Below are 24,019 nucleotides of genomic sequence, written 5' to 3'. Positions count from 1 at the left end.
CACGAGGGCCTGCGGAACGGGGGGAGTTCGGGCGGGCGGGGCCGGACGGGGCGTGGCGGGCCGCGGGGTGACGCGGCGGGGCGCCCGGGGGTGTCGCGTCGATCGGGCCGGTGGGTGACGGGTGGTCACCGGGCCGGCCGGATCGGCTGGACACCCCCGCCGGTACTACTCCCAGCCCATGGAAGCGGTGGTGGCGGTGACGGGGGCGGCGGCCGGGGTGGCGGCCTGGGCCGCGGCGGCGGCCGGCAGGGTCAGCGCGAGGGCGGCGACCGCGGCGGCCAGGAGGGTACGGGTGCGGAGCATGAGGGGTCCTCGGGGGGAATCGGAGGGAAGGCATCGGGGTGGCTGGTTCCGGTCCTCCGGCGCCCCGCGGTGGCGCCTTCCGGTTCCGGTTCCTGGCCGGTGTCCCGGCCGCTGGGCATTAGTTTTCAGCCGCCCCGGGGTGCTCGGAAGGGATTCCGGCTGGACGGATCCGGTCGTGACCGGATCCGTCCCGGCCCTCGGCGGACACGGCCGTGAGCTCCAGGAACGGCGCGAGCAGCGGCACTTGGGCGCGCACCACCGTCCACCCGCGCAGCGCGGGCAGCAGCAGGGTGGCGCGCCGCAGCAGGGCCAGCGCGGTGCGCTCGGCCTCGACGAGGGAGCGGGCCACCAGATAGCAGCCGAGGACCGGGTACGGCAGGGCGTCGGGCTGGTTGACGACGTGCTCGAGGGCCTCTTCGGGACGGGCGAGGGCGCGCAGCCGGGCGGGCAGGTCCGCACCGAGGGTGCCGCCGGGCGGGGGCCGCAGGGCGACATGGACGAGGTACATGCCCCCCAGAGTGGGAAGGGGAGGCGGCCCGGGGCCAGCCGACCGGCCGGACGGTTCCGGTGGTGGCCGGAACCGTCCACCTTTCACTCCGTCAGTTTTTCGTTACCGCCGGGTCGCTTCTGAGAAGATCATGAGAGATCACGCATCACACGGGGGCTGAGGCTGTCATGCTCACTACACTGGGATTGGACGCCGAGGCCGAGGTCGTCTACCGGGCCATGCTCCGCCGGCCCATGGACGGCGTGGCCGCGCTGGGCGCCGCATGCGCCCTCCCGGAGGACCGGGTGCGCGCCGCGCTCGACGAGCTCAGCACCCTCTCCCTGGTCCGCCCCTCGCACGCCGACGCCGGCGCGCTGCGCGCCGTCTCCCCCGACGTGGGCATGGAAATGCTGATGGTCCGCCAGCAGGCGGAGATCGCCGCGCAGCAGCAGCGGCTCGCCGAGTCCCGGGCCGCCGCCGCCCAGCTGATCGCCGAGTACGCCGACCTGCGGCCGGGCACCGCCCACCCGGGCGTGGAGCAGCTGCTGGGCCTGGACGAGATCCGCGACCGGCTGGCCCGGCTCACCCGCGAGGTGCGCGAGGAGGTCATGAGCCTGGCCCCGGGCGGCGGCCAGAGCCCCGCCAACCTGGCCGCGGCCCGGCCCCTCGACGAGGAACTGCTGGGCCGGGGCGTGCGGATGCGCACCATCTACCTCTCCAGCGTGCGCAACGACCGGCCCACCGTCGAGTACGCGGACTGGCTGGCGGCGCGGGGCGGCCGGGTCCGGACCGTGCCGACCCTGCCCACCCGCATGATCATCGTGGACCGTGCCACCGCCGTGATCCCGGTGAGCAGCCACGACACCGCCGCCGGGGCGGTCGTCCTGACCGGCCAGGGCACGCTCAGTGCGCTCACGGCGCTCTTCGAGAGCCTGTGGGAGTCGGCCGAGCCGATGGGTGCGGCGACGGGGGCGGGGGCGTCCTCGGACGCGCTCAGCCCGCAGCTCGAGGCGGTGCTGCGGTTCCTGGCCGAGGGGCACACGGATGATGCGATCGCCAAGCGGCTGGGGGTTTCGCCGCGCACGTCCCGGCGGCTGGCCAACGACCTGATGGAACGGCTGGGGGCGCGGAGCCGGTTCGAGGCGGGGGTGCGGGCGGTGCAGCGGGGCTGGCTGCCGATGCCCGCCTGAGCAGCGGCCGCGCAGCCGACCCCCCGCACCCGGAAACAGGCGCAGGGGGTCGCAGTCCCCGATGTTCCGAACAGGTCCCGGCGGTCAGACCATCGGGTCCAGGTTCGTCCCGCGGGCGCCCCTCAGGGGGCGGGTGCGGGTGCCGCCGCCCATCGCGGCGGTGCCGGCCATGGCGAGGCCGAGGAGGAGGGCCACCGCGCCGCAGATGACGTTGCTGACCACGCTGCGGGTCGTGTCCATCTTCCCGGCGATGACCCACGGCGCCACGATCGTCCAGGCGCCGATCGCGATGGCCGCCCAGGCCATCGAGTGGGTGCGTTCGTACGCGTTGCCGAAGCCGCCCATGATCAGGCAGTAGGCCACGCCGGTGATCAGGTTGCTCACGGTCAGCGGGCCGAGGTTGTTGAACCCCACGATCCACGCCGAGGCCGCGAGGTACACGCCGGTCAGCAGGGCCAGCGTCTCGACGGCCTGTGCCCGGGGGGTGGTGGTCGCCCGCTCGAACCGGGAGCGCATCTCGGCGAGGTCGGGGTGTTGCTCAATGCTTGGATGGGTCGTCATGTCGGGCCGCCTCCCATGAAGCTTTATGTGCCCTTTACCCCATTTGTAACGCCGGTCGGGATCCCCGGTCAAGCCCCTCTGACCTGTACTTATCCCTCCCCGAAGCCCAGACCGGCGCTCGCGGTGCCGGAGCCGGCCGTCAGCCGCAGCGTGCGCGGGGCCCCGGGGTCCGTCAGGGCCCCGGCGACCGCGCAGCTGCCGGACCGGGCCGAGCACTGCGTCCGGTAGCCGGTGCCGGGCGGCAGGCCGATCCGTACGGTGCCCGAGCCCGCCTCGCCGGTCAGCCGGTCCGGCGGGGCCGCGAAGTCCATCAGGGCCTGCCCGGAGCCGGCCCGGACCTCGGCGAGCGGCGAGGTCAGGGCGACCCCGCGCAGGGTGCCGGAGCCCACCTCGGCGGTCACCGGGCCCGCCAGGCCGCGCAGCACGACCGTGCCGGAGCCGCCGGCGACCCGCACCGGGCCCCGCAGGCCGCTGACGACGGCGGTCCCGGAGCCCCCTGCCAGCCGGAGCGGCAGGGCGGCCGGCACGGTCACGCCCACCGTCACCGCGCAGCCCAGGCCGGGCAGTTGCGGCCCCTCGCACCGGACCGCCAGCAGCAGGGTGTCGCCCCGCCACTGCCGGACCACGGCCGCCCGGCCGGCCGGCGCCCGGACGGTGCCGCGGTAGTCCACCCGGCCGTCGGGGCCCGGGGCGACGGTCAGTTCGGCCCCGCCGGCGTCGATCTCCACGGCCCGGACCGGGTGCCCCAGGCTGCCGCCGGCCAGCGGCCGGCTGTGCACCGTGCCCTGCGACCAGAGCCGGAGCCCCAGCGGGACGAGCACCAGCAGGGCCCCGAGGACGGCGGCGGCGTACCAGCCGCCCCGGTGCCGCGGGCGTGCCGAGGGGGCCGGGTCCGCGGCGCCCCGCTCACGGTGGGACGGCCCGTCCGGCGCCGCCCCGGCACCCGTCACGACGCCCCCTCCAGGAAGCGGAGTACGGCGAGCACCCGGCGGTGGTCGCCCTCGGCCGGGGGCAGGTCGAGCTTGGCGAAGATGTTGTTGATGTGCTTGGCCACCGCGCTCTCGCCGACCACCAGCCCCGCCGCGATGCCCGCGTTGGACCGGCCCTCGGCCATCAGCGCCAGCACCTCCCGCTCGCGCGGGGTCAGCCGCTCCAGCGGATCGCCGCCACCGCCCCGGCGCAGCAGCAGCTGGGCGACCACCTGCGGGTCCAGGGCGGTGCCGCCGGCCGCGACCCGGCGCAGCGCGTCGATGAACTCCTCGACGTCGGCGACCCGTTGCTTGAGGAGGTAGCCGACACCGCCGGCCCGGGCGGACAGCAGGTCCGCGGCGTAGCGCTCCTCCACGTACTGCGAGAGCAGCAGCACGGCGGTGTCCGGCCACTGCTGCCGGATCATCAGCGCCGCCCGCACGCCCTCGTCGGTGAAGCCGGGCGGCATCCGGACGTCGACCAGGGCGAGCGCGGGCCGGTGCGCCTCCACCGCGGCCAGCAGGGCCTCGCCGTCCCCGGTCTCGGCGGCCACCTCGAAGCCGGCCATCTCCAGGACCTTGACGAGGCCGATCCGCAGCAATACGGAATCCTCGGCGATCACGGCACGCACGGCAGCTCCACGGTGATGACGGTCGGGCCCCCGGCGGGGCTGTCGATGGCGAGGGTCCCGTCCACGGACCCCACGCGTTTGCGCAGGCCCAGCAGTCCGGTGCCGGCGGCCGGATCGGCGCCGCCGATCCCGTCGTCGGTCACCTCGATCCGCAACACGGCACCGTGCCGGGCCAGTTCCACGGTGCAAGCCTCGGCCCGGGCGTGCTTGGCGACGTTGGCCAGCGCCTCGGAGACCACGAAGTACGCCACCGCCTCCACGGTCGGGCCCGGCCGCTCGGGCAGGTCCACGCGCAGCGTGACCGGGAAGGGCGCCCGGGCCGCGATCCCGGACAGCGCCGCGTCCAGGCCCCGGTCCTCCAGGACGGCCGGGTGCAGCCCCCGGACGAGGTCGTTCAGCTCGGCGATGGCCTCCTTGGCCTGCCGGTGCGCCTCGTCGATGACGGCCCGGGCCTCGGGCGGCAGGTCGGTGAGGGTGGCGCGGGCGATCCCAAGGTTCATCGCCAGGGCCACCAGCCGCTGTTGGGCGCCGTCGTGCAGGTCCCGCTCGATGCGTCGGCGCTCGAGGTCGGCCGCGTCCAGCACGCCGGCCCGGCTCTCGGCCAGGTCCTCGACCCGGCGGGCCAGCTCCCGGGCCCGGTTGGGACCGAGCAGGGACGTGGCCGCGGCGGCCTCCAGCCGGGCCAGGCCGGCGGCCAGCCAGGGGGTCAGGAGCAGCAGCAGGACGCCGGTGGTGGTGATCAGGTCGTCCGCGGCGGTCCAGCCGGGCCGACGGGTGGTGACGGGCAGCAGCCAGTCCCAGCCGTAGACGGCGCTGCCGGCGGCCCCGGCGGCCCAGCAGAGCACCACCGCCGCGCCCCCGACGGCGAACAGCGGGGCGAGGGCCAGGTGGTAGCAGTACTGCCGCCAGGTCGCCTCGGAGCGCAGCCGTTCGAGCAGGCCTCGAGGCAGGTACCAGCGGATCTCACGGCGGACCGGAGGAACATCGAGCCCCAGAAGGGACCAGAACCGGCTGCGCTGGAGGGAGGTCAGCAGCGGGCTCAGGCCGAGCAGGCACAGGAGCACGGGGCCCAGCTTCCCGGGCGCCTCGACGGCGGCGTACCCGGCCAGGCCGGCGGGCAGCGCCATCGGGAGGGCGGCCGCGGCGAAGGCGGTGTCCCGCCAGGTCCGGGCCGACCACGGAGCGTGTGCCACGGTCCGGTCGTACGCGCGCCGCAGCGGCCCGTACGCATGCCGCAGCGGCCCTGCCATCGCCATGCCCCCACGCTGTCACCGCTGTTCAGACCCGGTCCATCCGACCAGTGCCCCCGCCATGGTGAACCTAGCACCACCAGATGATCGGAATTCCACGCTACTGACCGCGACGCGCTCGGCGACCAGGCTTGGTCACACCCCGGCGGAACGGCCGCCGGGCCGGAAGGAGCCCGCCCGCATGACCCTCATCGCCCCGCACCCGCGTCGCCGCCCGGTGACGGCCGCCGCGACCGCCCGGCGGGGCCCGGGGGTCCTGCGCCGCCCGGCCGCGCTGCTGGCCGGCAGCGGGCTGGTGCTGCTGCCGTGGATGGTGGTGCTGGCGAAGACCCTGCCGGCCACCACGCAGGTCTCGCACTGGAACACCGCCTGGGTCGGCCTGGACGCCATGATGGCGGCGGGCCTGCTGGGCACCGGGCTGCTGCTGCGCCGGGCGGACCCCCGAGCCGCCCCGCTGGCGGCGGCCACGGCGGCCCTGCTGGTCACCGACGCGTGGTTCGACGTCACCACCTCCGATCCGGGGGCCGAGCTGGCCACGGCCCTGACGATGGCCTTCTGTGCCGAGCTGCCGCTGGCGGTGGTGTGCGGGGTGCTGGCGCTGCGGCGCCCGGACGGCGCCCGGGAGCGGTGAGTCCGGGGCGTCCGGCGCCGGCCGGGCGGGTGGGCGGGGTCAGTTCGGGCCGGTGGCGGGCTTGCGGCCCCAGACGACCACCGGGTCGCCGGTGCGGGTGGTGTTCCAGAGCCGCTCGGCGTCCTCGTAGTGCAGGTTGACGCAGCCCGCGGAGCCGGGCCCCTCGAAGAGGTCGCCGTACACGCCGTGCAGGGCCTGGCCGCCGTCGAAGTACTGGGCGTAGGGCATGGGCGCGTCGTCGTACAGCTCGGAGTGCTCGTCGATGACCCGCTCGTCGATCTCGTGGCGGCCGGTGCGGGTCTCCTGGCCCTCGCGGCCGCTGCGCACCGGTACGGCCTGGTAGACGGGCTTGCCGCCGCGCTGGACCCACATCAGCTGGCGGGTGAGGTCCACGCAGACCACCCGGCCGGCCTCCGCCGGGCACCGGCCGTCCCGGTTCGGGTGCCGGCGCTCCTCGACGACCAGGGTCGTGCGGTACGTGGCCAGGTCCGGGTAGCCGTCGGCGGGGTCGAGCCCCTGCGCCTCCTGGAAGGCCCGGACGGCCCGGCAGTCCGCCTCGCTCTGCCGGCCGTCCACCGGCCGTCCGAGATAGGCCTCCAGCTCCCGCTGGTACGGGCCGGTGTCCGCGGTACAGGCGTCCGCCACGGGCGGGGCGGTCCCGGCGGGCGGCGCGGCGGTGGCCGACGGCGGGGTGGTGCCGGTCGGCGGGGCGGTCCCGGCGGTCGGCGGGGTCGTGCCGGTGGCCGGGGTGGTGGCGGTGGGCGGCGGGGCCGTGTCCGGCGTACTGCCGTCCGGCGGCCGCGCCGCGGTGGCCGCCGGGGCCGGGGATATGTCCCCGGGGCCGTCCGCGGCCAGGGCGGCCGGCGCGGCCGCCAGCGCCGCCAGGGCCACGACGGCGAGGGCCGCGGCGCCGGCCGGACCGGGGCCGCCGTGCCGGGGGCCGGTTCGGTGCATGGGACCGCCCTTCCTCGTACTGTTCCTGCTCGCGCTTCCTGCCTGCTCTCGCCGCCCCCTGCCTGGCATTCGAGCACGTCCGGCGCGGCGGTACGCGGGCGGACGGGCCATCCGGGTTGCGGACCGGGGCGGGCCGGGCACGGACGCGGGCCGGGCCCCGGCGGTCTGCACCACCGGGGCCCGGCCCGTCCGCTCCTGGCCGGAGCCGTCAGTGCGGCTTGCCCTTGGGGGGCTCACCGCGCTTGTTGACCAGGGTCACGACGATGCCGACGTCGGCGTTGTCCTTGGTCAGGACGTAGGGCCCGCTGACCGGGTTCGCCGGCAGCCGGTACCCCTCGGGGACCGCGGTCTCGCGCAGGTAGTACGTCCCCAGCGGCAGCGCGCCGAAGTCGCAGTAGCCGTCGGCGTCGGTGGCGCAGGCCGGGCCGACCTTGGTGTCGGCGGTGCCGCCCCCGGTCTGCAGTCCGGTGCGTCCGTTGGTCTCGCGCCAGAGCTCGAAGACCGCGCCGCGCAGCGGACGTCCGGTGGTGGCGTCCTCCTTGACGACGTTGATGCTCCCGACGATCTCGTCGTTGCCGAAGGTCACGCTGATGCCCTGGTCCGCCTGCTCGGCGGTGAGCAGGTGCGGTCCGCTGACCGCCGGGTCGGGCAGCCGGTAGCCCTCGGGCGCCTTGGTCTCCTGCCAGTAGTACGCGCCCAGCGGCAGGTCGCGGCCGGTGCACAGGCCGTCGGCCGCCGTGGTGCAGGCCGGTCCGACCTTGGTGTCGGGGGTCGCGCCCTCGGTCTGGAGGCCGCGGGTGCCGTTGGTCTCGCGCCAGAGCTGGAACTCCGCACCGGCCAGCGGCCGGCCGGTGGCCCGGTCGGTCTTGAGGATGGCGACCGATCCGGTCTTCTGCCGGTTGACGATCTTGACCGTGAGGCCCTGGTCGGCGTTCTGCTCGGTCAGGGTGAAGGGGCCCGAGACGTTCGGCTCGGGGAGCCGGTAGCCGTCGGGGGCCTTGGTCTCCTGCCAGTAGTACGAGCCCAGTCGGAGCCCGTCGCGGACACAGCCGCCGTCCGCGCCGGTGGTGCAGGCCGCGGCCACCTTCGTGTCGGCGTCCGCACCCTCGGTCTGGAGGCCGGGCGTGCCGTTGGTCTCGCGCCAGAGCTGGAACTCCGCACCGGCCAGCGGCCGGTCGGTGTCGACGTCGTGCTTGGTGATCCGGAGCTCGCCGAGCACCGGCTGGTCGTCGGCCGTGACGGACACGCCGTCGGCGGAGTTCCCCTCGGTCAGTTCCAGCGGTCCGAAGACCCCCGGGTCCGGCAGCCGGTAACCGGCCGGGGCCTTGGTCTCCTGCCAGTAGTACGTCCCCAGCGGCAGCCCCTCGGTACGGCAGACGCCGTCGGCCGGGGTGGTGCAGGGGTCCCCGACCTTCGTGTCCGGGGTGGCGCCACCGGTCTGGAGGCCGGGGCTGCCGTTGGTGTCCCGCCACAGCTGGAAGTCCGCGCCCGCCAGCGGGCCGCCGGTGGTGGCGTCGTGCTTGACCACCCGCACCTCACCGACCATGTGCCGGTCGTCGACCGTGACCGACACCCCGTCAGCGGCGTTCTCCGCCGTCAGGTCCAGCGGTCCGAAGACGCTCGGGTCCGGCAGCAGGTAACCGGACGGAGCCTTGGTCTCCTGCCAGTAGTACGAACCGAGCGCCAGCCCGGTCCGGCTGCACCCGCCGGCCATCCCGGTCGTGCAGACCACGTCCACCTTCGTGTCCGGGTCCGCCCCCTCGGTCTGGAGGCCGGGGGCGCCGTTGGTCTCCCGCCAGAGCTGGAACTCCGCGCCGGCCAGCGGCGCGCCGGTGACCGCGTCCCGCTTCAGGACCCGTACCTCGCCGACGGCCGGGCGGTCGTCGACCGTGACCGACACCCCGTCCGCGGCGTTCTCGGCCGTCAGGGCCAGCGGGCCGAAGACGCTCGGGTCGGGCAGGACGTAGCCGCTCGGGGCCTTGGTCTCCTGCCAGTAGTAGGCGCCCAGCGCCAGGCCGGTGCGACGGCAGCCGCCGTCCGTGCCGGTCGTGCAGACCGCGTCCACCTTCGTGTCCGGGTCCGCGCCCTCCGTCTGGAGGCCCGTCCGGCCGTTGGTCTCCCGCCAGAGCTGGAACTCCGCGCCGGCCAGCGGCGCGCCGGTGACCGCGTCCCGCTTCAGGACCCGGACCTCGCCGACCACCGCGGCGTTGTCGACGGTGACCGAGACGCCGTCCGCCGCGTTCTGCGCCGTCAGGCCCAGCGGGCCGAAGACACTCGGGTCCGGGAGGACGTGGCCCGCCGGGGCCTTGGTCTCCTGCCAGTAGTACGCGCCGAGCGGCAGGTCGTCGGTGCGGCAGCGGCCGTCGGCCGGGGTGGTGCACTCCGGGCCCACCGCGGTGTCCGGGGTCGCCCCGTCGGTCTGGAGGCCGGGCCGGCCGTTGGACTCGCGCCAGAGCTGGAACTCCGCGCCGGCCAGCGGCTGCTGGGTGGTGGCGTCGCGCTTGAGGACGCTCACGCTGCCGGTGGGCGGGACGTAGTAGCCGGCGTCGTGGGTGTGGTCGTTCTCGCCCGCCCGGCCGGTGGTGAAGGACTCGGTCTGGGTCGCCGGGTCCGGGTTGGAGTCGACCGAGCGGTTGGTGCCCTGCTCCTTCGCCGTGGGCACCAGGTCCGCGGGGGCGGGCTTCTCGGGGATGCCCGAGGTGTCACCGGTCTTCACGTCGTACGTGATCCGGTACGCGGTGCCCGGGTCGACCTGGAAGTAGTACTCGCCCCGGCCGTCGGTGGTGGTGGTCTTGAGGACGGTGCCGTTCTCGTCCTTGAGCTGCACCGTCGCACCGGGGATCGGCTCCTCGTCGGCGCCCTGGACGCCGTCCCGGTTCCGGTCGAACCAGACCCGGTTGCCGACCTGGAGCGGCGCTTGGTCGCACAGCAGCTCCAGGTCGCCCAGGCCGTTGGCCTTGCCGAAGGAGCCGGTGCCGCCGTCGACCTGGTAGTCCTCCGAGCCCGCGCCCGTGGTGTTGTCGAACTTGCGGACCCCGCCCGTGAAGATGTCGAGCGGGTCGACGATGGTCGCCACCGTCTTGGTGAAGCGGGGCGCGAAGGCCAGGCCGCCCTGGAGCGACTCGGCGAGCTGCCCGAGGGTGGAGTCCGCGTAGTAGTACTCCTTCACCGTGTCCTGCTGCGGCGGTGCGCTGCCGGGGGTGAAGTGGTTCGGGCAGGCGTCGGACTCGCTGTCCCACACCCAGCCGCCGGAGGTCTTGCAGACCCGGGTCATGTCGCCCATCGACGGGAAGAGCGAGCGCTGCGCGGTGTCGGTGCTGCCCTCGGGGGCCAGCGCCTCGTACCCGGCCTGGTCGCCGAGGCGGTCCCGGAAGCCCAGGATCATCGAGCCGTCGCGGTCGAAGACGATGTCGGACAGCAGCGGCTGCGGGAAGTTGGCCTGGAGGAACCAGGCGTACGGGTCCCAGGTGGCCAGCCAGTGCCGCCAGTGCGTGTCGCCCTGGGTGGAGGCGTAGCCCATGCCCCGCTCGAAGGCGAGGTCGTGGCCGATCACCGTGTCGAAGGCGGTGCCGTTCAGCTTGAGGACGAAGGCCCGCAGATCGGCGTCCTGGCCGCGGGTCTCGGCGCTGCAGGTGCCGCCGACGTAGACGCCGCCGTCGTGCATCCCGAGGCCGTACGGCCGCCAGTCGCCGGGGCCGCCCGGGCAGCCGGGGTCCGGCACCGGGATGACCTGCTTCGGGGTGGCCGCGGGCTTGCCCGGGCCCGCCCCGTCGGTGTCGTAGACGTACAGGCTCTTGGCCTTGAGTCCGACCGCGTAGAGGGTGCGGCCGTCGTCCGCGAGGTCGAGGTCGCCCAGGCCCTCCTTGCCGACCGCGTTGTTGATCTCCATGGTGTCGCGGGTCAGGTCGGCCGAGTGCACGGCGTCGCCGGCGTCCGCGACGGTGGTGAAGAGCGAGGTGGTGTGGGTGCCCCGGTCGACGACGTAGATGCCGCCGGGACCGGCCGGACCGTACGGCATCAGCCGCTTGGTCAGCGCGCCGACGAACAGCTGGTCGGTGTCGCGGCGGTGGGCCAGCCCGTAGGTCGCGCCGATCTGCTCGAAGGTCGACTCGTCCGTGGGGGGCGGGGTGGTCCCGGTGCGGTCGTACGGCCAGGAGACCAGGGCCTTGGTGCCGACCACGCCCGGGGAGCCCTGGTGGAAGCAGGGGGTGGCGAGGTCCGGGTTGGCCTGGCAGTAGTCGGCGGGGTTGTGCACCCCGGTGACCACCGTGGCGTCCCCGCCGCTCAGGTCGACGAACTCCACGAGGGAGGACAGGGTCGGCGCGGGCCCGCCCGCCTGCGCCGGGCGCAGGAAGGACTTGGCCGCCGGGATGACCGCCTCGACCCGGTACCGGCCGCCGCTCAGGCCCAGTCCGGCCGGGGAGAGCACGACCTTGCCGTCGGCGCCGGTGACGCCCTGGCCGGACTTCCCCGAGGGGTCGGTGAGGGTGACGGGGATGCCCTCCTCGCCCACCTCCAGCGCCGGTGTCCAGCTGCCGTCCGAGTCGACGTCGCGTACGACGGTGACCGTGACGGATCCGTCGGCCCGGGCCGCCCGGGCGGCGGGGGCCGCTCCGGTGGCCAGCGCGGGGCCGGTGGCGAGGGCGGGCAGTGCCAGCAGCACCGCGGCCCCGCTCAGCCATCTCGGACTCCGCCGCCGCGGAGCCCTCAGGGGAACCTTCATCGCCCTCGCTTCCAAGATCACCTGATGATTCATCAGACGATCTCGCGCGGCGCTCCCCGGACGGCCGACCGGCGGGGCCGGGATCACCCGCCCGCAGCAGGAGAACAACCCCGATGCCCGCCCGCCGGACGGGCGGTCCCGCTACCGCGTCAGGACCAGGCTGACGTTGTGCCCGCCGAAGCCGAAGGAGTTGGCCAGGGCGGCCCCCCAGTCGCCGGTGCGCACCTCGCCGTGGACCACGTCCAGGTCGATCGCCGGGTCCAGCCGCTCCAGGTTCCGGGTGGCGGGGAGCGCCCCCTCGTGCAGGGCGAGCAGCGCGACCATCGCGCCCACCGTCCCGGAGGCACCCAGCATGTGACCGGTCATCGACTTGGTCGCGGTGACCGCCGCGTGGCCGCCGACCGCCCGGCGGATCGCCTGCGCCTCGGCCAGGTCCCCGGACCCGGTGGAGGTGGCGTGGGCGTGCACCACCCCGATGTCCGAGGCGCCCAGGCCGGCGTCGCGCAGCGCCAGCTCCATGGCGACGACCTGGCCGTCGGCGTCCGAGGCGGTGATGTGGTGCGCGCTGGAGGTCACGGCGCTGCCGGCCAGCGCGCCGTAGGTGCGGGCCCCGCGGGCCCGGGCGAAGCCGTCCCGCTCCAGGACCATGATCCCGGCGCCCTCGCCCATGACGAAGCCGGACCGGGCCGCGTCGAAGGGCCGGGACACCGACTCCGGGTCCTCGGCGGCGGTGGAGAGCGCCTTCATCTGGGCGAAGGCCGCGAGGGTGAAGGGGTGCAGGCAGGCCTCCACGCCGCCGGCCACCACCACGTCCGCCCGGCCGGCCCGGATCAGGTCCTGCGCCATGGCAAGGGCCTCGGCGCCGGAGGCGCAGGCGCTGACCGGGGTGCGGGCGCCGCCCCGGGCACCGAGGTCCATGCTGACCCAGGCCGCCGGGCCGTTGGGCATCAGCATGGGGACGGCGAACGGGGAGAGCCGGCGGGCGCCGGCGCTCTCGAGGAGGTCGTCCTGGGCCAGGGTGGTCAGCATCCCGCCGGTGCCGGTGCCGATGACCACGGCCAGCCGCTCCGGCGCGACCTCGGGGGCGCCGGCGTCCCGCCAGGCCTCCCGGGCGGCGAGCAGGGCCAGTTGCTCGCCCCGGTCGAGCTTGCGGGCTTCGACCCGGGGCAGCAGCCCGGCGGGGTCCTCGGGCAGGCCTGCCGCGACGTGCACCGGCAGCTCCGCGGCCCATTCCTGGTCGAGGAAGCGCACACCCGACTTGCCGGCCAGCAGCGCGGACCAGGAGGAGGGTGCGTCGACGCCCAGGGGCGTCAGGGCGCCCATGCCCGTGACCGCGATCCGGCCGTCTCCGGCACCGTTTCCCGCCATCTCTGCCTCCTCGAGAACCCTGAACAGTGGGGATTCCACAATGCGTTGATCCAGCTGACCTCGATCCTGCCAAGCTGAAACCCCATCAGTCAGCGGGTGAGTCCACCGATTCGACGGGAGGGGCTTAGAGGGTCCCGACAACAACGCACCTCGGGAGAACGGCCTCAGCCGCGAGCCGGAGCGGACTCGACGGCGAGTGCGGGGTGGGCCCGACGGCCCGGAAAACGAAGCGGCGGCTGCCGGACGACCTTGCCGCCGTCCGCCAACCGCCCACTTCTTCTTTCCCCCCGAGCCGCAGACGCCTCTCCCCCGTCGGCGCGACGAATCGCGACGCCGGAAGCGGCTGCGTGCTCGATGAGATCGTATCAACTACAGGTGATGTCTCGTCAACCCTGATTGAATTCCGGCACGGTCACGGCCGCGCCGGCGGCCGCCGGGAGCGCCCGGGAGATGCGCACCAGCAGGTCCCCGTGCTCCGCCTCCGCGGCCCGCAGGGACCGGATCGCGGCGGCGCTCTGCGCCGGGTCCGCCGGGGCGCCCCGGTCCCGGTCCCGGACCGCCGTCTCGAACATCGCGGCGAGCCCGACCACCGCCGCCTCCCGCTCGCCGGCCCCGCCCGCCTCGGCCGCCCGGCGGGCGTCCTCGCGCACCCCGTCCGCACAGTAGCCGCGCAGCTCCAGCAGCCAGTCGTTGATGGTGGTCATCCGGTACATCAGCCGCTGCTCGGGGCCCGCGTACCAGGGCGCGGTCAGCAGCACCGAGCCCGCGCCGGCCGGCGGCCGGATCAGGGCCCGCAGCGGGCTCAGCGCGGCGAAGGTCCGGCAGGGCCGCCAGACCCGCTCGGTCAGCCAGGGGCCGAAGACCGGCAGCAGGAAGCCGAAGGTGACCACCATGCCGTCGAGGGAGATGAAGGGGGCCACGCCCTCGTTGAGCGCGGCGGAGTGCATCAGCACCCCGGTCAGCTTGAGCACGCCGAAGATCAGGTTGCAGACGAAGCCGACCGCGAGCACCACCAGGCCCGCCTGGAGGGAGTTGCCGACCGAGGAGGCCTTCTTGCCGCCGAGGTCCCGGCTGATCTCCAGGGCCCACTGGCAGCAGACGATCGTGGTCGCGCAGGCCGCCACGATGTGCGCGAGCAGGTAGAGGACGATCATCTCGCGGATGAAGGGCGTGTCGGCGTAGTAGGTGTCGAAGTCCCGCAGCCGCTCGGAGGGCGCCTCGCCCAGCGTGAAGCAGCCGATGATCGCGAGGATCACCAGGCAGTAGCAGGCCATCCAGATGCGGATCCGGCGCCGGGTCCGCGCGTCCACCCGCGAGTCCGCCCGCCAGTTCTCCATCAGCACCAGACAGGCGCAGGAGAAGGCGCACAGGATGCAGTAGACCAGCGGGGCCGAGAAGTTGCTGACGCCGGTGAGGCGGTTGACCACGGTGATGGTCGGCGGGGCCGAGAAGGCGAAGCAGGCGCTGGCCGTGAGCAGCACGGTGTTCACGGTCCGCACCATCGGGTTGCGCCAACCGCGCAGCAGCGCCGGCAGCTTCGCCAGCAGGGCGATGCCCATGGCGGTCGCCGGCACGTAGTAATTGACGCCCTCGTGCACGGTCAGCCTTCCAGTGATGCCCAGATGCGGCTGGCGATGCCGTCGGCGGGCGCGCCGCGGGTGCCCTCCAGGTACGGGCGGAACTTGCTCGCGAGCATCCGGCCGAACTTCTCGGCCCGCCGCTCCTCGTCGAGGTCGACGTCGGTGCGCGCGGACACGTGCGCGACCGCCTCGGAGAGGGTCCAGCGGTCGCCGAGCATCCGGGCGGCGGCCATGGCGCCGGCCGCGCTGTGACCGCAGGCGCCCTCCTTGCGGTGCCACAGCTCGTGACCCATGATCACCAGCTGGTGCAGCGGCGAGGTGTTCGCCTCGACCGCGATCACGTCGTGGTCGCCCAGGTCGAGCCAGAGGCCGCTGACCGTGCCCACCGGGAAGGGCTCCATCATCAGGCGCACCTCGCGCCCGCTGGTCTCCGTCAGATAGCCGCAGATCGCCCGGAGCAGTTCCTCCACGGTCTCGGGTACCGGCCGCGGCAGCCCTGTGAACAGCTCGTCACGATGACGCTTCATTTCGCGGGAGATGCCCACCCCGTGCCACCCGTCTCTCCGGCCGGGCGCACCGGCCTCGCGCCGCACCCGTCCCGTCCGTACCGATGGAACCGCGTCCCCCGACCACGTTCCACTCCGTCACTGCGCTGCGGCCGCCACACCCCCGGTGGCGGCGGGCGCCCTCACTCCGCCCCGGTCTCCCGGGCCCGGTCCTCGCGCGAGCGCCGGGCGATCGACTCGATCAGGGCGATGATCGGCTGCGCGGTGTCGTCGGGTACGTCGGCCAGGGCGCGCGCCGCGTAGCCGACCACGCCGAGCGCGGCGAGGTCGGGCTGGGGGCCCGCGGCCTTCAGCCGGCGCAGGTCGGCGTCCTGGCGCTCGACGGTCTGCTCGAGGAGGTCCTTGTGGATCCGCTGGAGGACCCGGTCCAGGGCCTCGGCCGGCGGCGCCACCAGGAACTCGATCTTCTCGCCGAAGAAGCCGGCGATACCGGCGGCGTGATCGAGGTTGGGGGCCTTGCCGGTCTTGATCATCTTGTCCAGCCACTGGGCGCTGGTGCCCGCCCCGGCGGCTATCTCGGCCAGGGAGTAGGCCCGCACCTGGCCGTCGGGCAGCGCGCGCAGCCGGGTCCGGCGCAGGAAGAGGATGCGCTCGACCACCTGGCGGTGCCGCTCCTCCACCGGGTCCGCGGTCCCTCCCGACGCCGGGACGGGCGGCACCGGTTCGCCGCGCAGCAGCGCCTCGACGTCGGCCTCGGGCAGGCCGGAGGCGTAGGCGAGACCGCCCTCGCCGGCCACCCGCAGCGCGTCGACGGGCTCCCGCCCGGCGCGTTCGAGGAGTTCGCGGATGCGCTGCAGCGTCTCGACCGGTCGGGGTGCGGGTTGGTCGCTCACTCGTGCTCCCGATCATGCGTGCGGCGGACTCCGGCGTGCGACCCTAACGACCGCGCTGCGGCCTGCGCAACTACGCCCCGTCCGAGGGGCGGACGGCTCCGGTCCGCCGCCGCCCGCCATCGGCTGCCGACCACACATGAACAACGGCAAAATGAGATAATGCCGTGAGGATTGGCCGAACGAGGAGGGAACGCGCGTGAGCACGTCGACAGGAACAGGGGCCCGCGGGCTCGACACCGAGAAGATCCGGGCCGACTTCCCGATCCTGCAGCGGGTGCTGCGCAGCGGCGCGCCGCTGGTCTACCTGGACTCGGCCGCCACCACCCAGAAGCCGCTCCAGGTCCTCGACGCCGAGCGGGACTTCTACCTGAACCACAACGCGGCCGTGCACCGCGGGGCCCACCAGCTCGCCGAGGAGGCGACCGAGGCGTACGAGCAGGCCCGCGCCACCATCGCGGGCTTCATCGGCGCCCCGCGCCCGGAGGAGGTCGTCTTCACCAAGAACGCCACCGAGGGCATCAACCTCGTGGCGTACGCCCTGGGCAACGCCGGCCGGCTGGGCCCGGGGCGCAGGATCGTGACCACCGAGATGGAGCACCACGCCAACCTGGTGCCCTGGCAGGAGCTGGCCCGCCGGACCGGCGCCACCCTCTCGTGGTTCCCGGTGGACGGGGAGGGCCGGCTGGACCTGTCCACGATCGACGAACTGATCGACGAGGACACGGCCGTGGTGGCCCTGACCCACCAGTCGAACGTGCTGGGCACGGTCAACCCGGTGACGGAGATCGCGGCGCGGGCCCACGCCGTGGGCGCCCTGGTCGTGGTCGACGGGGCCCAGTCGGTGCCGCACCGGCCGGTGGACGTCACCACGCTCGGCGCGGACTTCCTGGTCTTCTCGGGCCACAAGATGCTCGCGCCCAGCGGCATCGGCGTGCTCTGGGGCCGCTACGACCTCCTGGCGGAGCTGCCGCCCTTCCTCACCGGCGGCTCGATGATCGAGCTGGTGGAGATGGCGAGCTCCACCTACCTGCCGCCGCCGCAGCGGTTCGAGGCCGGCGTGCCGATGACCGCCCAGGCGGTGGGTCTGGGGGCCGCGGTGTCCTACCTCGACGCCCTCGGCATGGACCTGGTCAAGCGGCACGAGGACGAACTGACGGAGCAGGCGCTCGCGCTCCTGTCCGAGATCCCGGGCGTGCGGATCATCGGACCCGGCGGGACCGCCGACCGGGGCGCGACCGTCGCCTTCACCGTGGAGGGCATCCACCCGCACGACGTCGGCCAGGTCCTGGACGACCAGGGGGTGGCGGTCCGCGTCGGCCACCACTGCGCCCGGCCGCTGATGCGGCGGTTCGCGGTGGCGGCGACCACCCGGGCCAGCTTCTACGTCTACAACACCGCCGAAGAGGTCGAGGCGCTGGCGGCGGGCGTGCGCGCGGCCCAGAAGTACTTCGCCTGAGGGATCCCCACGGCACCGGCCCCCGCGTCCTCGTGCGGACGCGGGGGCCGGTGCCGTCGGGACGGCCGGGGTGCTTACAGGCCGGCGGCGGCGCGCAGGGCGTCGACGCGGTCGGTGCGCTCCCAGGTGAAGTCCGGCAGCTCGCGGCCGAAATGGCCGTAGGCGGCGGTCTGGGCGTAGATCGGGCGCAGCAGGTCGAGGTCGCGGATGATCGCGGCCGGGCGCAGGTCGAAGACCTCGCCGATGGCGTGCTCGATCTTGTCGACGTCGACCGTGGCGGTACCGAAGGTCTCCACGAAGAGACCGACCGGCTCGGCCTTGCCGATCGCGTACGCGACCTGGACCTCGCAGCGGCCCGCCAGGCCCGCGGCGACGACGTTCTTGGCCACCCAGCGCATCGCGTACGCGGCACTGCGGTCCACCTTCGACGGGTCCTTGCCCGAGAACGCGCCACCACCGTGACGGGCCATGCCCCCGTACGTGTCGATGATGATCTTGCGACCCGTCAGACCCGCGTCACCCATCGGACCGCCGATCTCGAACCGGCCGGTCGGGTTGACCAGCAGCCGGTAGCCGTCGGTCTCGAGGCTGATGCCGTCCTCGACGAGCTCCTTGAGGACGTGCTCGACGACGAACTCGCGGATGTCGGGGGCGAGCAGCGAGTCGAGGTCGATGTCCGAGGCGTGCTGCGAGGAGACGACCACGGTGTCGAGGCGGACGGCCTGGTCGCCGTCGTACTCGATGGTGACCTGGGTCTTGCCGTCGGGGCGCAGGTACGGGATGGTGCCGTTCTTGCGGACCTCGGAGAGGCGGCGCGAGAGGCGGTGGGCCAGCTCGATCGGCAGCGGCATCAGGTTCGGCGTCTCGCTGCACGCGTAGCCGAACATCAGGCCCTGGTCGCCCGCGCCCTGCTTGTCGAGCTCGTCCTCGTCACCCTCGACCCGCTGCTCGTAGGCGGTGTCGACGCCCTGCGCGATGTCCGGGGACTGCGCGCCGATGGACACCGACACGCCGCAGGAGGCGCCGTCGAAGCCCTTCTTCGAGGAGTCGTAGCCGATCTCCAGGATCTTGTCGCGCACCAGGGACGCGATGGGCGCGTAGGCCTTGGTGGTCACCTCGCCCGCGATGTGGACCAGACCGGTGGTGATCAGCGTCTCTACGGCGACGCGGGAGGTCGGGTCCTCGGTGAGGAGCGCGTCGAGGATCGTGTCGCTGATCTGGTCAGCGATCTTGTCGGGGTGGCCCTCGGTGACGGACTCCGAGGTGAACAGGCGGCGGGACACATCGCTCCCTGGGGTTGCAGCGGCTGCTGGCTGAATGGTTTCGCGGACTCCGGGCGGGGGCTGCGCCCACCCGGGTTCCTGTTCTAGCTTATCGGGCGCTTCCGCGCCCCGGACCACGCGTCTCGCCTGATGGGAGGGCTGTGACCTGCGGCACTCCATTGTGGCGCACTCGGAACGCAGGGAACAAGGGCCGTCACTCAGGCGAGTCGGGGTGCGACCAGGTCCCAAATGCGGTCGGCCAGCGCTTCCTTGGGGCCATGGGGCACGGGCGTCTGCTCACCATCGGATGAGAGGATGACCGCTTCGTTCTCCTCGGAACCAAAGGTCTTGTTGGTACCGACTTCATTCACGACGAGAAGATCACACCGCTTCCGGCGAAGCTTGACCAGTCCATGAGCGAGGACGTCGTCGGTCTCCGCCGCGAATCCCACGATGATCTGACCGGGCCGGGCCCGGTCGGCGGAGATCTCCGCGAGCACGTCGGGGTTGCGCACCAGCGCGACCGGCGCGGGCTCCTCCCCGTCCTTCTTCTTGATCTTCCCGGTGACGTACTCGGCGGGGCGGAAGTCGGCCACGGCCGCCGCCATCACCACCGCGTCGGCGTCCGCGGCGGCCTGGAGCACCGCCTCCCGCAGCTCCAGGGCCGTGCCCACCCGCACCACGTCGGCCCCGGCCGGGTCCGGCAGGGCGGCGTTGGCGGCGATCAGGGTGACCCGGGCGCCGCGGGCCACCGCGGTCCGCGCCAGCGCGTAGCCCTGCTTGCCGGAGGAGCGGTTGCCGAGGAAGCGGACCGGGTCCAGCGGCTCGCGGGTGCCGCCGGCGCTGACGACCACGTGCCGGCCGCGCAGGTCGGGCTCCTCGACCCCGCGGGCCAGCACCCTGCGGCAGACCTCGAAGATCTCCTCGGGGTCGGGCAGCCGGCCCTTGCCGGTGTCCTTACCGGTGAGCCGGCCGACCGCCGGCTCGATCACCACGGCCCCGCGGCGGCGCAGGGTGGCGACGTTCTCCTGGGTGGCCGGGTGCTCCCACATCTCGGTGTGCATGGCGGGCGCGAAGACCACCGGGCAGCGGGCCGTGAGCAGGGTGTTGGTCAGCAGGTCGTCGGCGAGCCCGTGGGCGGCCTTGGCCAGCATGTCGGCGGTGGCCGGGGCCACCACGACCAGGTCGGCGCCCTGGCCGATGCGGACGTGCGGGACCTCGTGGACGGACTCCCAGACCTCGGTGGAGGCGGGGTTGCCGGACAGCGCCGACCAGGTGGCCTCGCCCACGAAGTTCAGCGCCGCGGCGGTGGGGACCACCCGGACCTGGTGTCCCGACTCGGTCAGCCGCCGCAGCAGCTCGCACGCCTTGTAGGCGGCGATGCCGCCACTGACCCCCAGGACGACCTTCGGCTTGTCCACTACGTCTCCGCTCCCCGGCTCTGCTTCGAATGTTCCACGAACGACGGTGCCACCCATGACACACCACAGGCCCGGCAGGTGCTCTGCCGGGCCTGTGGTGAAGGTATCGCTGAGTGCCTTACTGGGCCGGGGCCTCGATGGCCTCGGAGGTCAGCAGACCCGCGTTGATCTCGCGCAGCGCGATCGACAGCGGCTTCTCGTGGACGTGGGTGTCCACGAGCGGGCCGACGTACTCCAGCAGGCCCTCACCGAGCTGCGAGTAGTACGCGTTGATCTGACGCGCGCGCTTGGCCGCGTAGATCACGAGGCTGTACTTCGAGTCCGTGGCCTCGAGCAGCTCGTCGATCGGCGGGTTGATGATGCCCTCGGGCGCGGTGATGGAAGAGGACACGCTCTACCTTCCGAAGATGGATAAAAGATCAGACAACTGCCATCAAGGCTAGCAGCTCGCGCGCTACGTCCTCGACGGAGGTGTTGACAAGGGTGGTGTCGAACTCGGACTCGGCCGCGAGTTCGACCTTGGCGGCCGCGAGACGGCGCTCGATGACCTCGGGGGCCTCGGTGCCCCGGCCGGTGAGCCGGCGCACCAGCTCCTCCCAGCTCGGCGGGGCCAGGAAGACCAGCTGGGCCTCGGGCATCGACTCGCGGACCAGCCGGGCGCCCTGGAGGTCGATCTCCAGGAGGACCGGCTCGCCGTTGTCGATGCGCTCCAGGACGGCCGCGCGGGGCGTGCCGTAGCGGTTGCCCGCGAACTCGGCCCACTCCAGCAGCTCGCCGTTGGCGATCAGCTTGTCGAACTCGTCGTCGTTGACGAAGAAGTACTGGACGCCGTGTCGCTCACCGGGCCGCGGCTTGCGGGTGGTGGCCGACACCGAGAGCCAGACCTCGGGGTGAACCTTGCGCATATGCGCGACGACCGTGCTCTTGCCGACCCCGGAGGGGCCGGAGAGCACGGTCAGCCGCGGACGAACCTCTGCTGCCATGGAGCGATTATCCCGGTTCTCAGGCATGCCTGAGAACACGGCGAGCGCTTCGGGCGACGCCTCAGGCGCCGCTACCGCCGAACTCGCGCTCCAGGGAAGCGATCTGGTTGGAACCGAGACCTCGGACACGGCGGCTCTCGGAGATGCCGAGCCGCTCCATGAGCTGCTTGGCGCGGACCTTGCCGACGCCGGGGAGGGACTCGAGCAGGGCGGAGACCTTCATCTTGCCGATGACGTCGTTCTCCTGGCCCTGCTTGATGACCTCGTGGAGGGAGGCGCCGGAGTGCTTGAGTCGATTCTTCACCTCGGCCCGCTCCCGGCGAGCCGCGGCGGCCTTTTCGAGCGCGGCTGCGCGCTGTTCAGGGGTAAGGGGCGGAAGAGCCACGCCTACGTCACCTCGGATGTCGAACTGTCGGATACGGACCGGTGGGGAACCGCCAGGCACCACACCGAACGAGCGACGAACAAGGGATCTGCGCGTTCGCTCTGGTCGGGAGACTAGCGGCCCACGCCGCTCCAGTCAGCGAGAACGGACGAAAAGTCCTGGTCAGCCTCCACTGAACCGTACATCACGGACATATAACCCTGGTTTTGGGTGGGGTTTTCGTCAAGCCGTGCGAGGGCGGTACCGATCTCGGCGCGAAATCACGTGTCGCCGCCCCCTCCGGAAGTCGCCGCCGGCGTCCCCGGCCAAGACCTGCGAGGCCCCGCGGCACCGAACATCCGACCGTCGGGCACGGACCCTGTTCCGGGCGGCGATTTCCGGCCACCACCCGGGGGTGGTGGCCGGCAGCCGCGGACTAGGCGGCGACGGCCGCGCGGATCTCGTCCGCGAAGGAGGCCGCGGCCCCGCGCAGGGCCGCCACGTCCGGGCCCTCGGCCAGGACGGCGCGGGAGACGTTGGGCACGACGTTGCCGACCGCGGAGCCGAAGACCTTGGGGAGGTCGGCGGCGGTGGCGCCCTGGGCGCCGATGCCGGGGGCCAGCAGCGGGCCGTTGATGTCCAGGTCGAAGGAGGACAAGTCGCCCAGCGTCGCGCCGACCACGGCCCCGAAGGAGCCCATCGGCTCGGCGCCGGCGTTCTCTGCCGCCAGGTGGGCCAGCATGGTCGCGCCGATGGTCCGGCCGTCCGCGCGCACCGCCCGCTGCACCTCCGCGCCCTCCGGGTTCGAGGTCAGCGCGAGCACGAAGAGGCCGGCTCCGGACTGCCGCGCGAGCGCCACCGCGGGCTCCAGCGAGCCGTAGCCCAGATACGGGGAGACCGTCAGCGCGTCGGAGAAGAGCGGCGAGCCCGGGTCGAGGAAGGCCGAGGCGTACGCGGCCATGGTCGAGCCGATGTCCCCGCGCTTGGCGTCCATCAGGACCAGCGTGCCGGCCGCCCGGGCGTCGGCCACGGTGCGCTCCAGCACAGCGACGCCCTTGGAGCCGAACCGCTCGAAGAAGGCCGCCTGGGGCTTGAAGACGGCCACGGTGTCGGCCAGCGCCTCCACGACGGTCCGGGAGAAGGCCTCCAGGCCCGCGATGTCGTCGCCGAGCCCCCAGGCGGACAGCAGGGCGGCGTGCGGGTCGATGCCGACGCAGAGCGGTCCCCGCGCGTCCATCGCCTCGCGGAGGCGGGTGCCGAAGGGGGTCACGGAGGTCACGGTCACAGTGCGGCCTTTCGGGTCTCGGCGCCGACGGCCTCGGCGAGGGTGGCGTACGGGCTGGCGGCGAGCCGGGCGGCCAGCCCCTTGTGGATGGCGCGGGCGTAGCAGGGGCCCTCGTAGATGAAGGCGCTGTAGCCCTGGACCAGCGTGGCGCCCGCCAGGATGCGCTGCCAGGCGTCCTCGGCGCTCTCCACGCCCCCGACGCCCACCAGGACCATCCGGTCGCCCACACGGGCGTACAGGCGCCTCAGGACCTCCAGGGAGCGCTCCTTGACGGGTGCGCCGGAGAGGCCGCCGGTCTCCTTCACCAGTTCGGGCGCGGACTTCAGGCCCAGGCCCTCGCGGGCGATGGTGGTGTTGGTGGCGATGATGCCGTCCAGGCCCAGCTCGAGCGCCAGGTCGGCGACCGCGTCCACGTCCTCGTCGGCGAGGTCCGGGGCGATCTTGACGAGCAGCGGGACCCGCCGGTCGGTGACGGTCCGGTCGGCGGCCTCGCGCACCGCCGTCAGCAGCGGCCGCAGCGACTCGGTGGCCTGGAGGTTGCGCAGGCCCGGGGTGTTCGGCGAGGAGACGTTGACGACCAGGTAGTCGGCGTGCCGGGCGAGCCGCTCGGTGGAGGCGACGTAGTCGCCGACCGCCTCCTCCTCGGGGACCACCTTGGTCTTGCCGATGTTGACGCCCACGACCGTCTTGAAGACCGGGTTGCGGGCGGCCAGCCGGTCGGCCACGGCCGCCGAGCCCTCGTTGTTGAAGCCCATGCGGTTGATCAGCGCCCGGTCCGGGACCAGCCGGAACAGCCGCTTCTTGGGGTTGCCCGGCTGCGCCTGCGCGGTGACCGTGCCGATCTCGATGTGGTCGAAGCCGAGCATCGCCATGCCGTCGATGGCCACGGCGTTCTTGTCGAAGCCGGCGGCGAGGCCGAAGGGGCCGTGCATCCGCAGGCCCAGGGCCTCGGTGCGCAGCGCCTCGTACCGCGGTGCGACGTAGGCCGCCACGAAGGTGCGCAGGACCGGGGTGCGGGCCGCGAGCCGGATCCACCGGAAGGCCATGTAGTGGGCCTGCTCGGGGTCCATCCGCTTGAAGACCAGGTTGAAGAACAGCTTGTACATCGTCCGTTTTATCCCTTGAATCCCTTGTGCGCTCGGAAAGACCTCATGCTGCGTCTTCTGGGGGACACCCCCAGACCCCCGAAAGGGGGACACCGG

At 73.6% G+C, this 24,019-nt stretch carries 22 protein-coding genes; 3 read left to right on the top strand and 19 right to left on the bottom strand.

Annotation, left to right across the window (positions count from 1 at the left end):
- Positions 1–165: 165 nt before the first annotated feature.
- Together AB0O40_RS00555 and AB0O40_RS00550 are read right to left on the bottom strand one after the other, a co-directional pair.
- Positions 166–303 carry a hypothetical protein gene (locus AB0O40_RS00555; RefSeq protein ID WP_365034112.1) on the bottom strand — a complete coding sequence of 46 codons (138 nt, stop codon included), beginning with the start codon at positions 301–303 and terminating at the stop codon, positions 166–168.
- 118 nt (positions 304–421) lie between these two features.
- Positions 422–811: a hypothetical protein gene (locus tag AB0O40_RS00550; RefSeq protein ID WP_365034110.1), complete on the bottom strand. Its 390-nt coding sequence runs from the start codon at positions 809–811 to the stop codon at positions 422–424.
- Positions 812–978: 167 nt separating this feature from the next.
- Between AB0O40_RS00550 and AB0O40_RS00545 the strand changes: the two genes are divergently transcribed.
- A complete protein-coding gene (locus tag AB0O40_RS00545; protein WP_365034109.1) occupies positions 979–1,980 on the top strand; it encodes a LuxR C-terminal-related transcriptional regulator in 1,002 nt (333 codons plus the stop codon).
- 84 nt (positions 1,981–2,064) lie between these two features.
- Here the strand turns inward: AB0O40_RS00545 and AB0O40_RS00540 are convergent, their stop codons facing one another.
- From AB0O40_RS00540 to AB0O40_RS00525, 4 genes are all read right to left on the bottom strand, one after another.
- Complete coding sequence (locus AB0O40_RS00540; RefSeq protein WP_365034107.1) at positions 2,065–2,541, bottom strand: SPW repeat protein; 477 nt, start codon at positions 2,539–2,541, stop codon at positions 2,065–2,067.
- Positions 2,542–2,630: 89 nt separating this feature from the next.
- Positions 2,631–3,491 carry a hypothetical protein gene (locus tag AB0O40_RS00535; protein WP_365034105.1) on the bottom strand — a complete coding sequence of 287 codons (861 nt, stop codon included), beginning with the start codon at positions 3,489–3,491 and terminating at the stop codon, positions 2,631–2,633.
- Positions 3,488–4,141, bottom strand: coding sequence for a response regulator transcription factor (locus AB0O40_RS00530; protein WP_365034104.1), 654 nt, complete (start codon positions 4,139–4,141; stop codon positions 3,488–3,490). Before AB0O40_RS00530 ends, AB0O40_RS00535 begins: the two co-directional genes overlap by 4 nt.
- Positions 4,129–5,397 (bottom strand): histidine kinase, encoded by a 1,269-nt coding sequence (locus AB0O40_RS00525; protein ID WP_365034102.1) that lies wholly within the window; start codon positions 5,395–5,397, stop codon positions 4,129–4,131. The genes AB0O40_RS00530 and AB0O40_RS00525 overlap by 13 nt, the downstream gene beginning before the upstream one ends.
- Before the next feature lie 175 nt (positions 5,398–5,572).
- On the opposite strand from AB0O40_RS00525, the gene AB0O40_RS00520 reads away from it, so the two are divergent.
- Complete coding sequence (locus AB0O40_RS00520; protein ID WP_365034101.1) at positions 5,573–6,022, top strand: hypothetical protein; 450 nt, start codon at positions 5,573–5,575, stop codon at positions 6,020–6,022.
- A gap of 39 nt (positions 6,023–6,061) precedes the next feature.
- Here the strand turns inward: AB0O40_RS00520 and AB0O40_RS00515 are convergent, their stop codons facing one another.
- From AB0O40_RS00515 to AB0O40_RS00490, 6 genes are all read right to left on the bottom strand, one after another.
- Positions 6,062–6,976, bottom strand: coding sequence for a L,D-transpeptidase family protein (locus AB0O40_RS00515; RefSeq protein ID WP_365034099.1), 915 nt, complete (start codon positions 6,974–6,976; stop codon positions 6,062–6,064).
- 208 nt (positions 6,977–7,184) lie between these two features.
- Positions 7,185–11,639 carry a SpaA isopeptide-forming pilin-related protein gene (locus AB0O40_RS00510; RefSeq protein ID WP_365034097.1) on the bottom strand — a complete coding sequence of 1,485 codons (4,455 nt, stop codon included), beginning with the start codon at positions 11,637–11,639 and terminating at the stop codon, positions 7,185–7,187.
- A 201-nt stretch (positions 11,640–11,840) separates the two neighbouring features.
- A complete protein-coding gene (locus AB0O40_RS00505; RefSeq protein WP_365034095.1) occupies positions 11,841–13,067 on the bottom strand; it encodes a beta-ketoacyl-[acyl-carrier-protein] synthase family protein in 1,227 nt (408 codons plus the stop codon).
- Positions 13,068–13,453: 386 nt separating this feature from the next.
- Complete coding sequence (locus AB0O40_RS00500) at positions 13,454–14,665, bottom strand: DUF6545 domain-containing protein (protein WP_365034094.1); 1,212 nt, start codon at positions 14,663–14,665, stop codon at positions 13,454–13,456.
- A 2-nt stretch (positions 14,666–14,667) separates the two neighbouring features.
- Positions 14,668–15,174, bottom strand: a complete 507-nt coding sequence (locus AB0O40_RS00495) for a toxin-antitoxin system, toxin component (protein WP_365034092.1) — start codon at positions 15,172–15,174, stop codon at positions 14,668–14,670.
- Positions 15,175–15,335: 161 nt separating this feature from the next.
- Positions 15,336–16,046 (bottom strand): hypothetical protein, encoded by a 711-nt coding sequence (locus AB0O40_RS00490; protein ID WP_365034090.1) that lies wholly within the window; start codon positions 16,044–16,046, stop codon positions 15,336–15,338.
- A 196-nt stretch (positions 16,047–16,242) separates the two neighbouring features.
- On the opposite strand from AB0O40_RS00490, the gene AB0O40_RS00485 reads away from it, so the two are divergent.
- Entirely contained in the window at positions 16,243–17,502 is a 1,260-nt protein-coding gene (locus AB0O40_RS00485; protein WP_365034088.1) for a cysteine desulfurase, read from the top strand.
- 74 nt (positions 17,503–17,576) lie between these two features.
- Here AB0O40_RS00485 and metK read toward each other — a convergent pair whose 3' ends face one another.
- The 7 genes from metK to AB0O40_RS00450 form a co-directional block, all read right to left on the bottom strand.
- Positions 17,577–18,785, bottom strand: coding sequence for a methionine adenosyltransferase (gene metK, locus AB0O40_RS00480; RefSeq protein ID WP_365034086.1), 1,209 nt, complete (start codon positions 18,783–18,785; stop codon positions 17,577–17,579).
- A gap of 197 nt (positions 18,786–18,982) precedes the next feature.
- Positions 18,983–20,185, bottom strand: coding sequence for a bifunctional phosphopantothenoylcysteine decarboxylase/phosphopantothenate--cysteine ligase CoaBC (coaBC, locus tag AB0O40_RS00475; RefSeq protein WP_365034084.1), 1,203 nt, complete (start codon positions 20,183–20,185; stop codon positions 18,983–18,985).
- A gap of 118 nt (positions 20,186–20,303) precedes the next feature.
- Positions 20,304–20,576, bottom strand: a complete 273-nt coding sequence (gene rpoZ, locus AB0O40_RS00470) for a DNA-directed RNA polymerase subunit omega (protein WP_004948662.1) — start codon at positions 20,574–20,576, stop codon at positions 20,304–20,306.
- A 28-nt stretch (positions 20,577–20,604) separates the two neighbouring features.
- Complete coding sequence (gmk, locus tag AB0O40_RS00465) at positions 20,605–21,168, bottom strand: guanylate kinase (RefSeq protein ID WP_365034082.1); 564 nt, start codon at positions 21,166–21,168, stop codon at positions 20,605–20,607.
- A 61-nt stretch (positions 21,169–21,229) separates the two neighbouring features.
- On the bottom strand, positions 21,230–21,553 hold the full coding sequence (locus tag AB0O40_RS00460; RefSeq protein ID WP_330329439.1) for an integration host factor: 324 nt from the start codon (positions 21,551–21,553) through the stop codon (positions 21,230–21,232).
- Positions 21,554–21,968: 415 nt separating this feature from the next.
- On the bottom strand, positions 21,969–22,811 hold the full coding sequence (gene pyrF, locus AB0O40_RS00455; protein WP_365034080.1) for an orotidine-5'-phosphate decarboxylase: 843 nt from the start codon (positions 22,809–22,811) through the stop codon (positions 21,969–21,971).
- A 2-nt stretch (positions 22,812–22,813) separates the two neighbouring features.
- Positions 22,814–23,923 (bottom strand): quinone-dependent dihydroorotate dehydrogenase, encoded by a 1,110-nt coding sequence (locus AB0O40_RS00450; RefSeq protein ID WP_365034078.1) that lies wholly within the window; start codon positions 23,921–23,923, stop codon positions 22,814–22,816.
- Positions 23,924–24,019: the final 96 nt, after the last annotated feature.

Source organism: Streptomyces sp. NPDC089919, assembly GCF_040684615.1.
In the GTDB taxonomy this organism is placed as follows: Bacteria; Actinomycetota; Actinomycetes; order Streptomycetales; family Streptomycetaceae; genus Streptomyces.
Note: the sequence above shows the minus strand (reverse complement) of the source record. Positions and strands in the feature narration are given on the sequence as shown.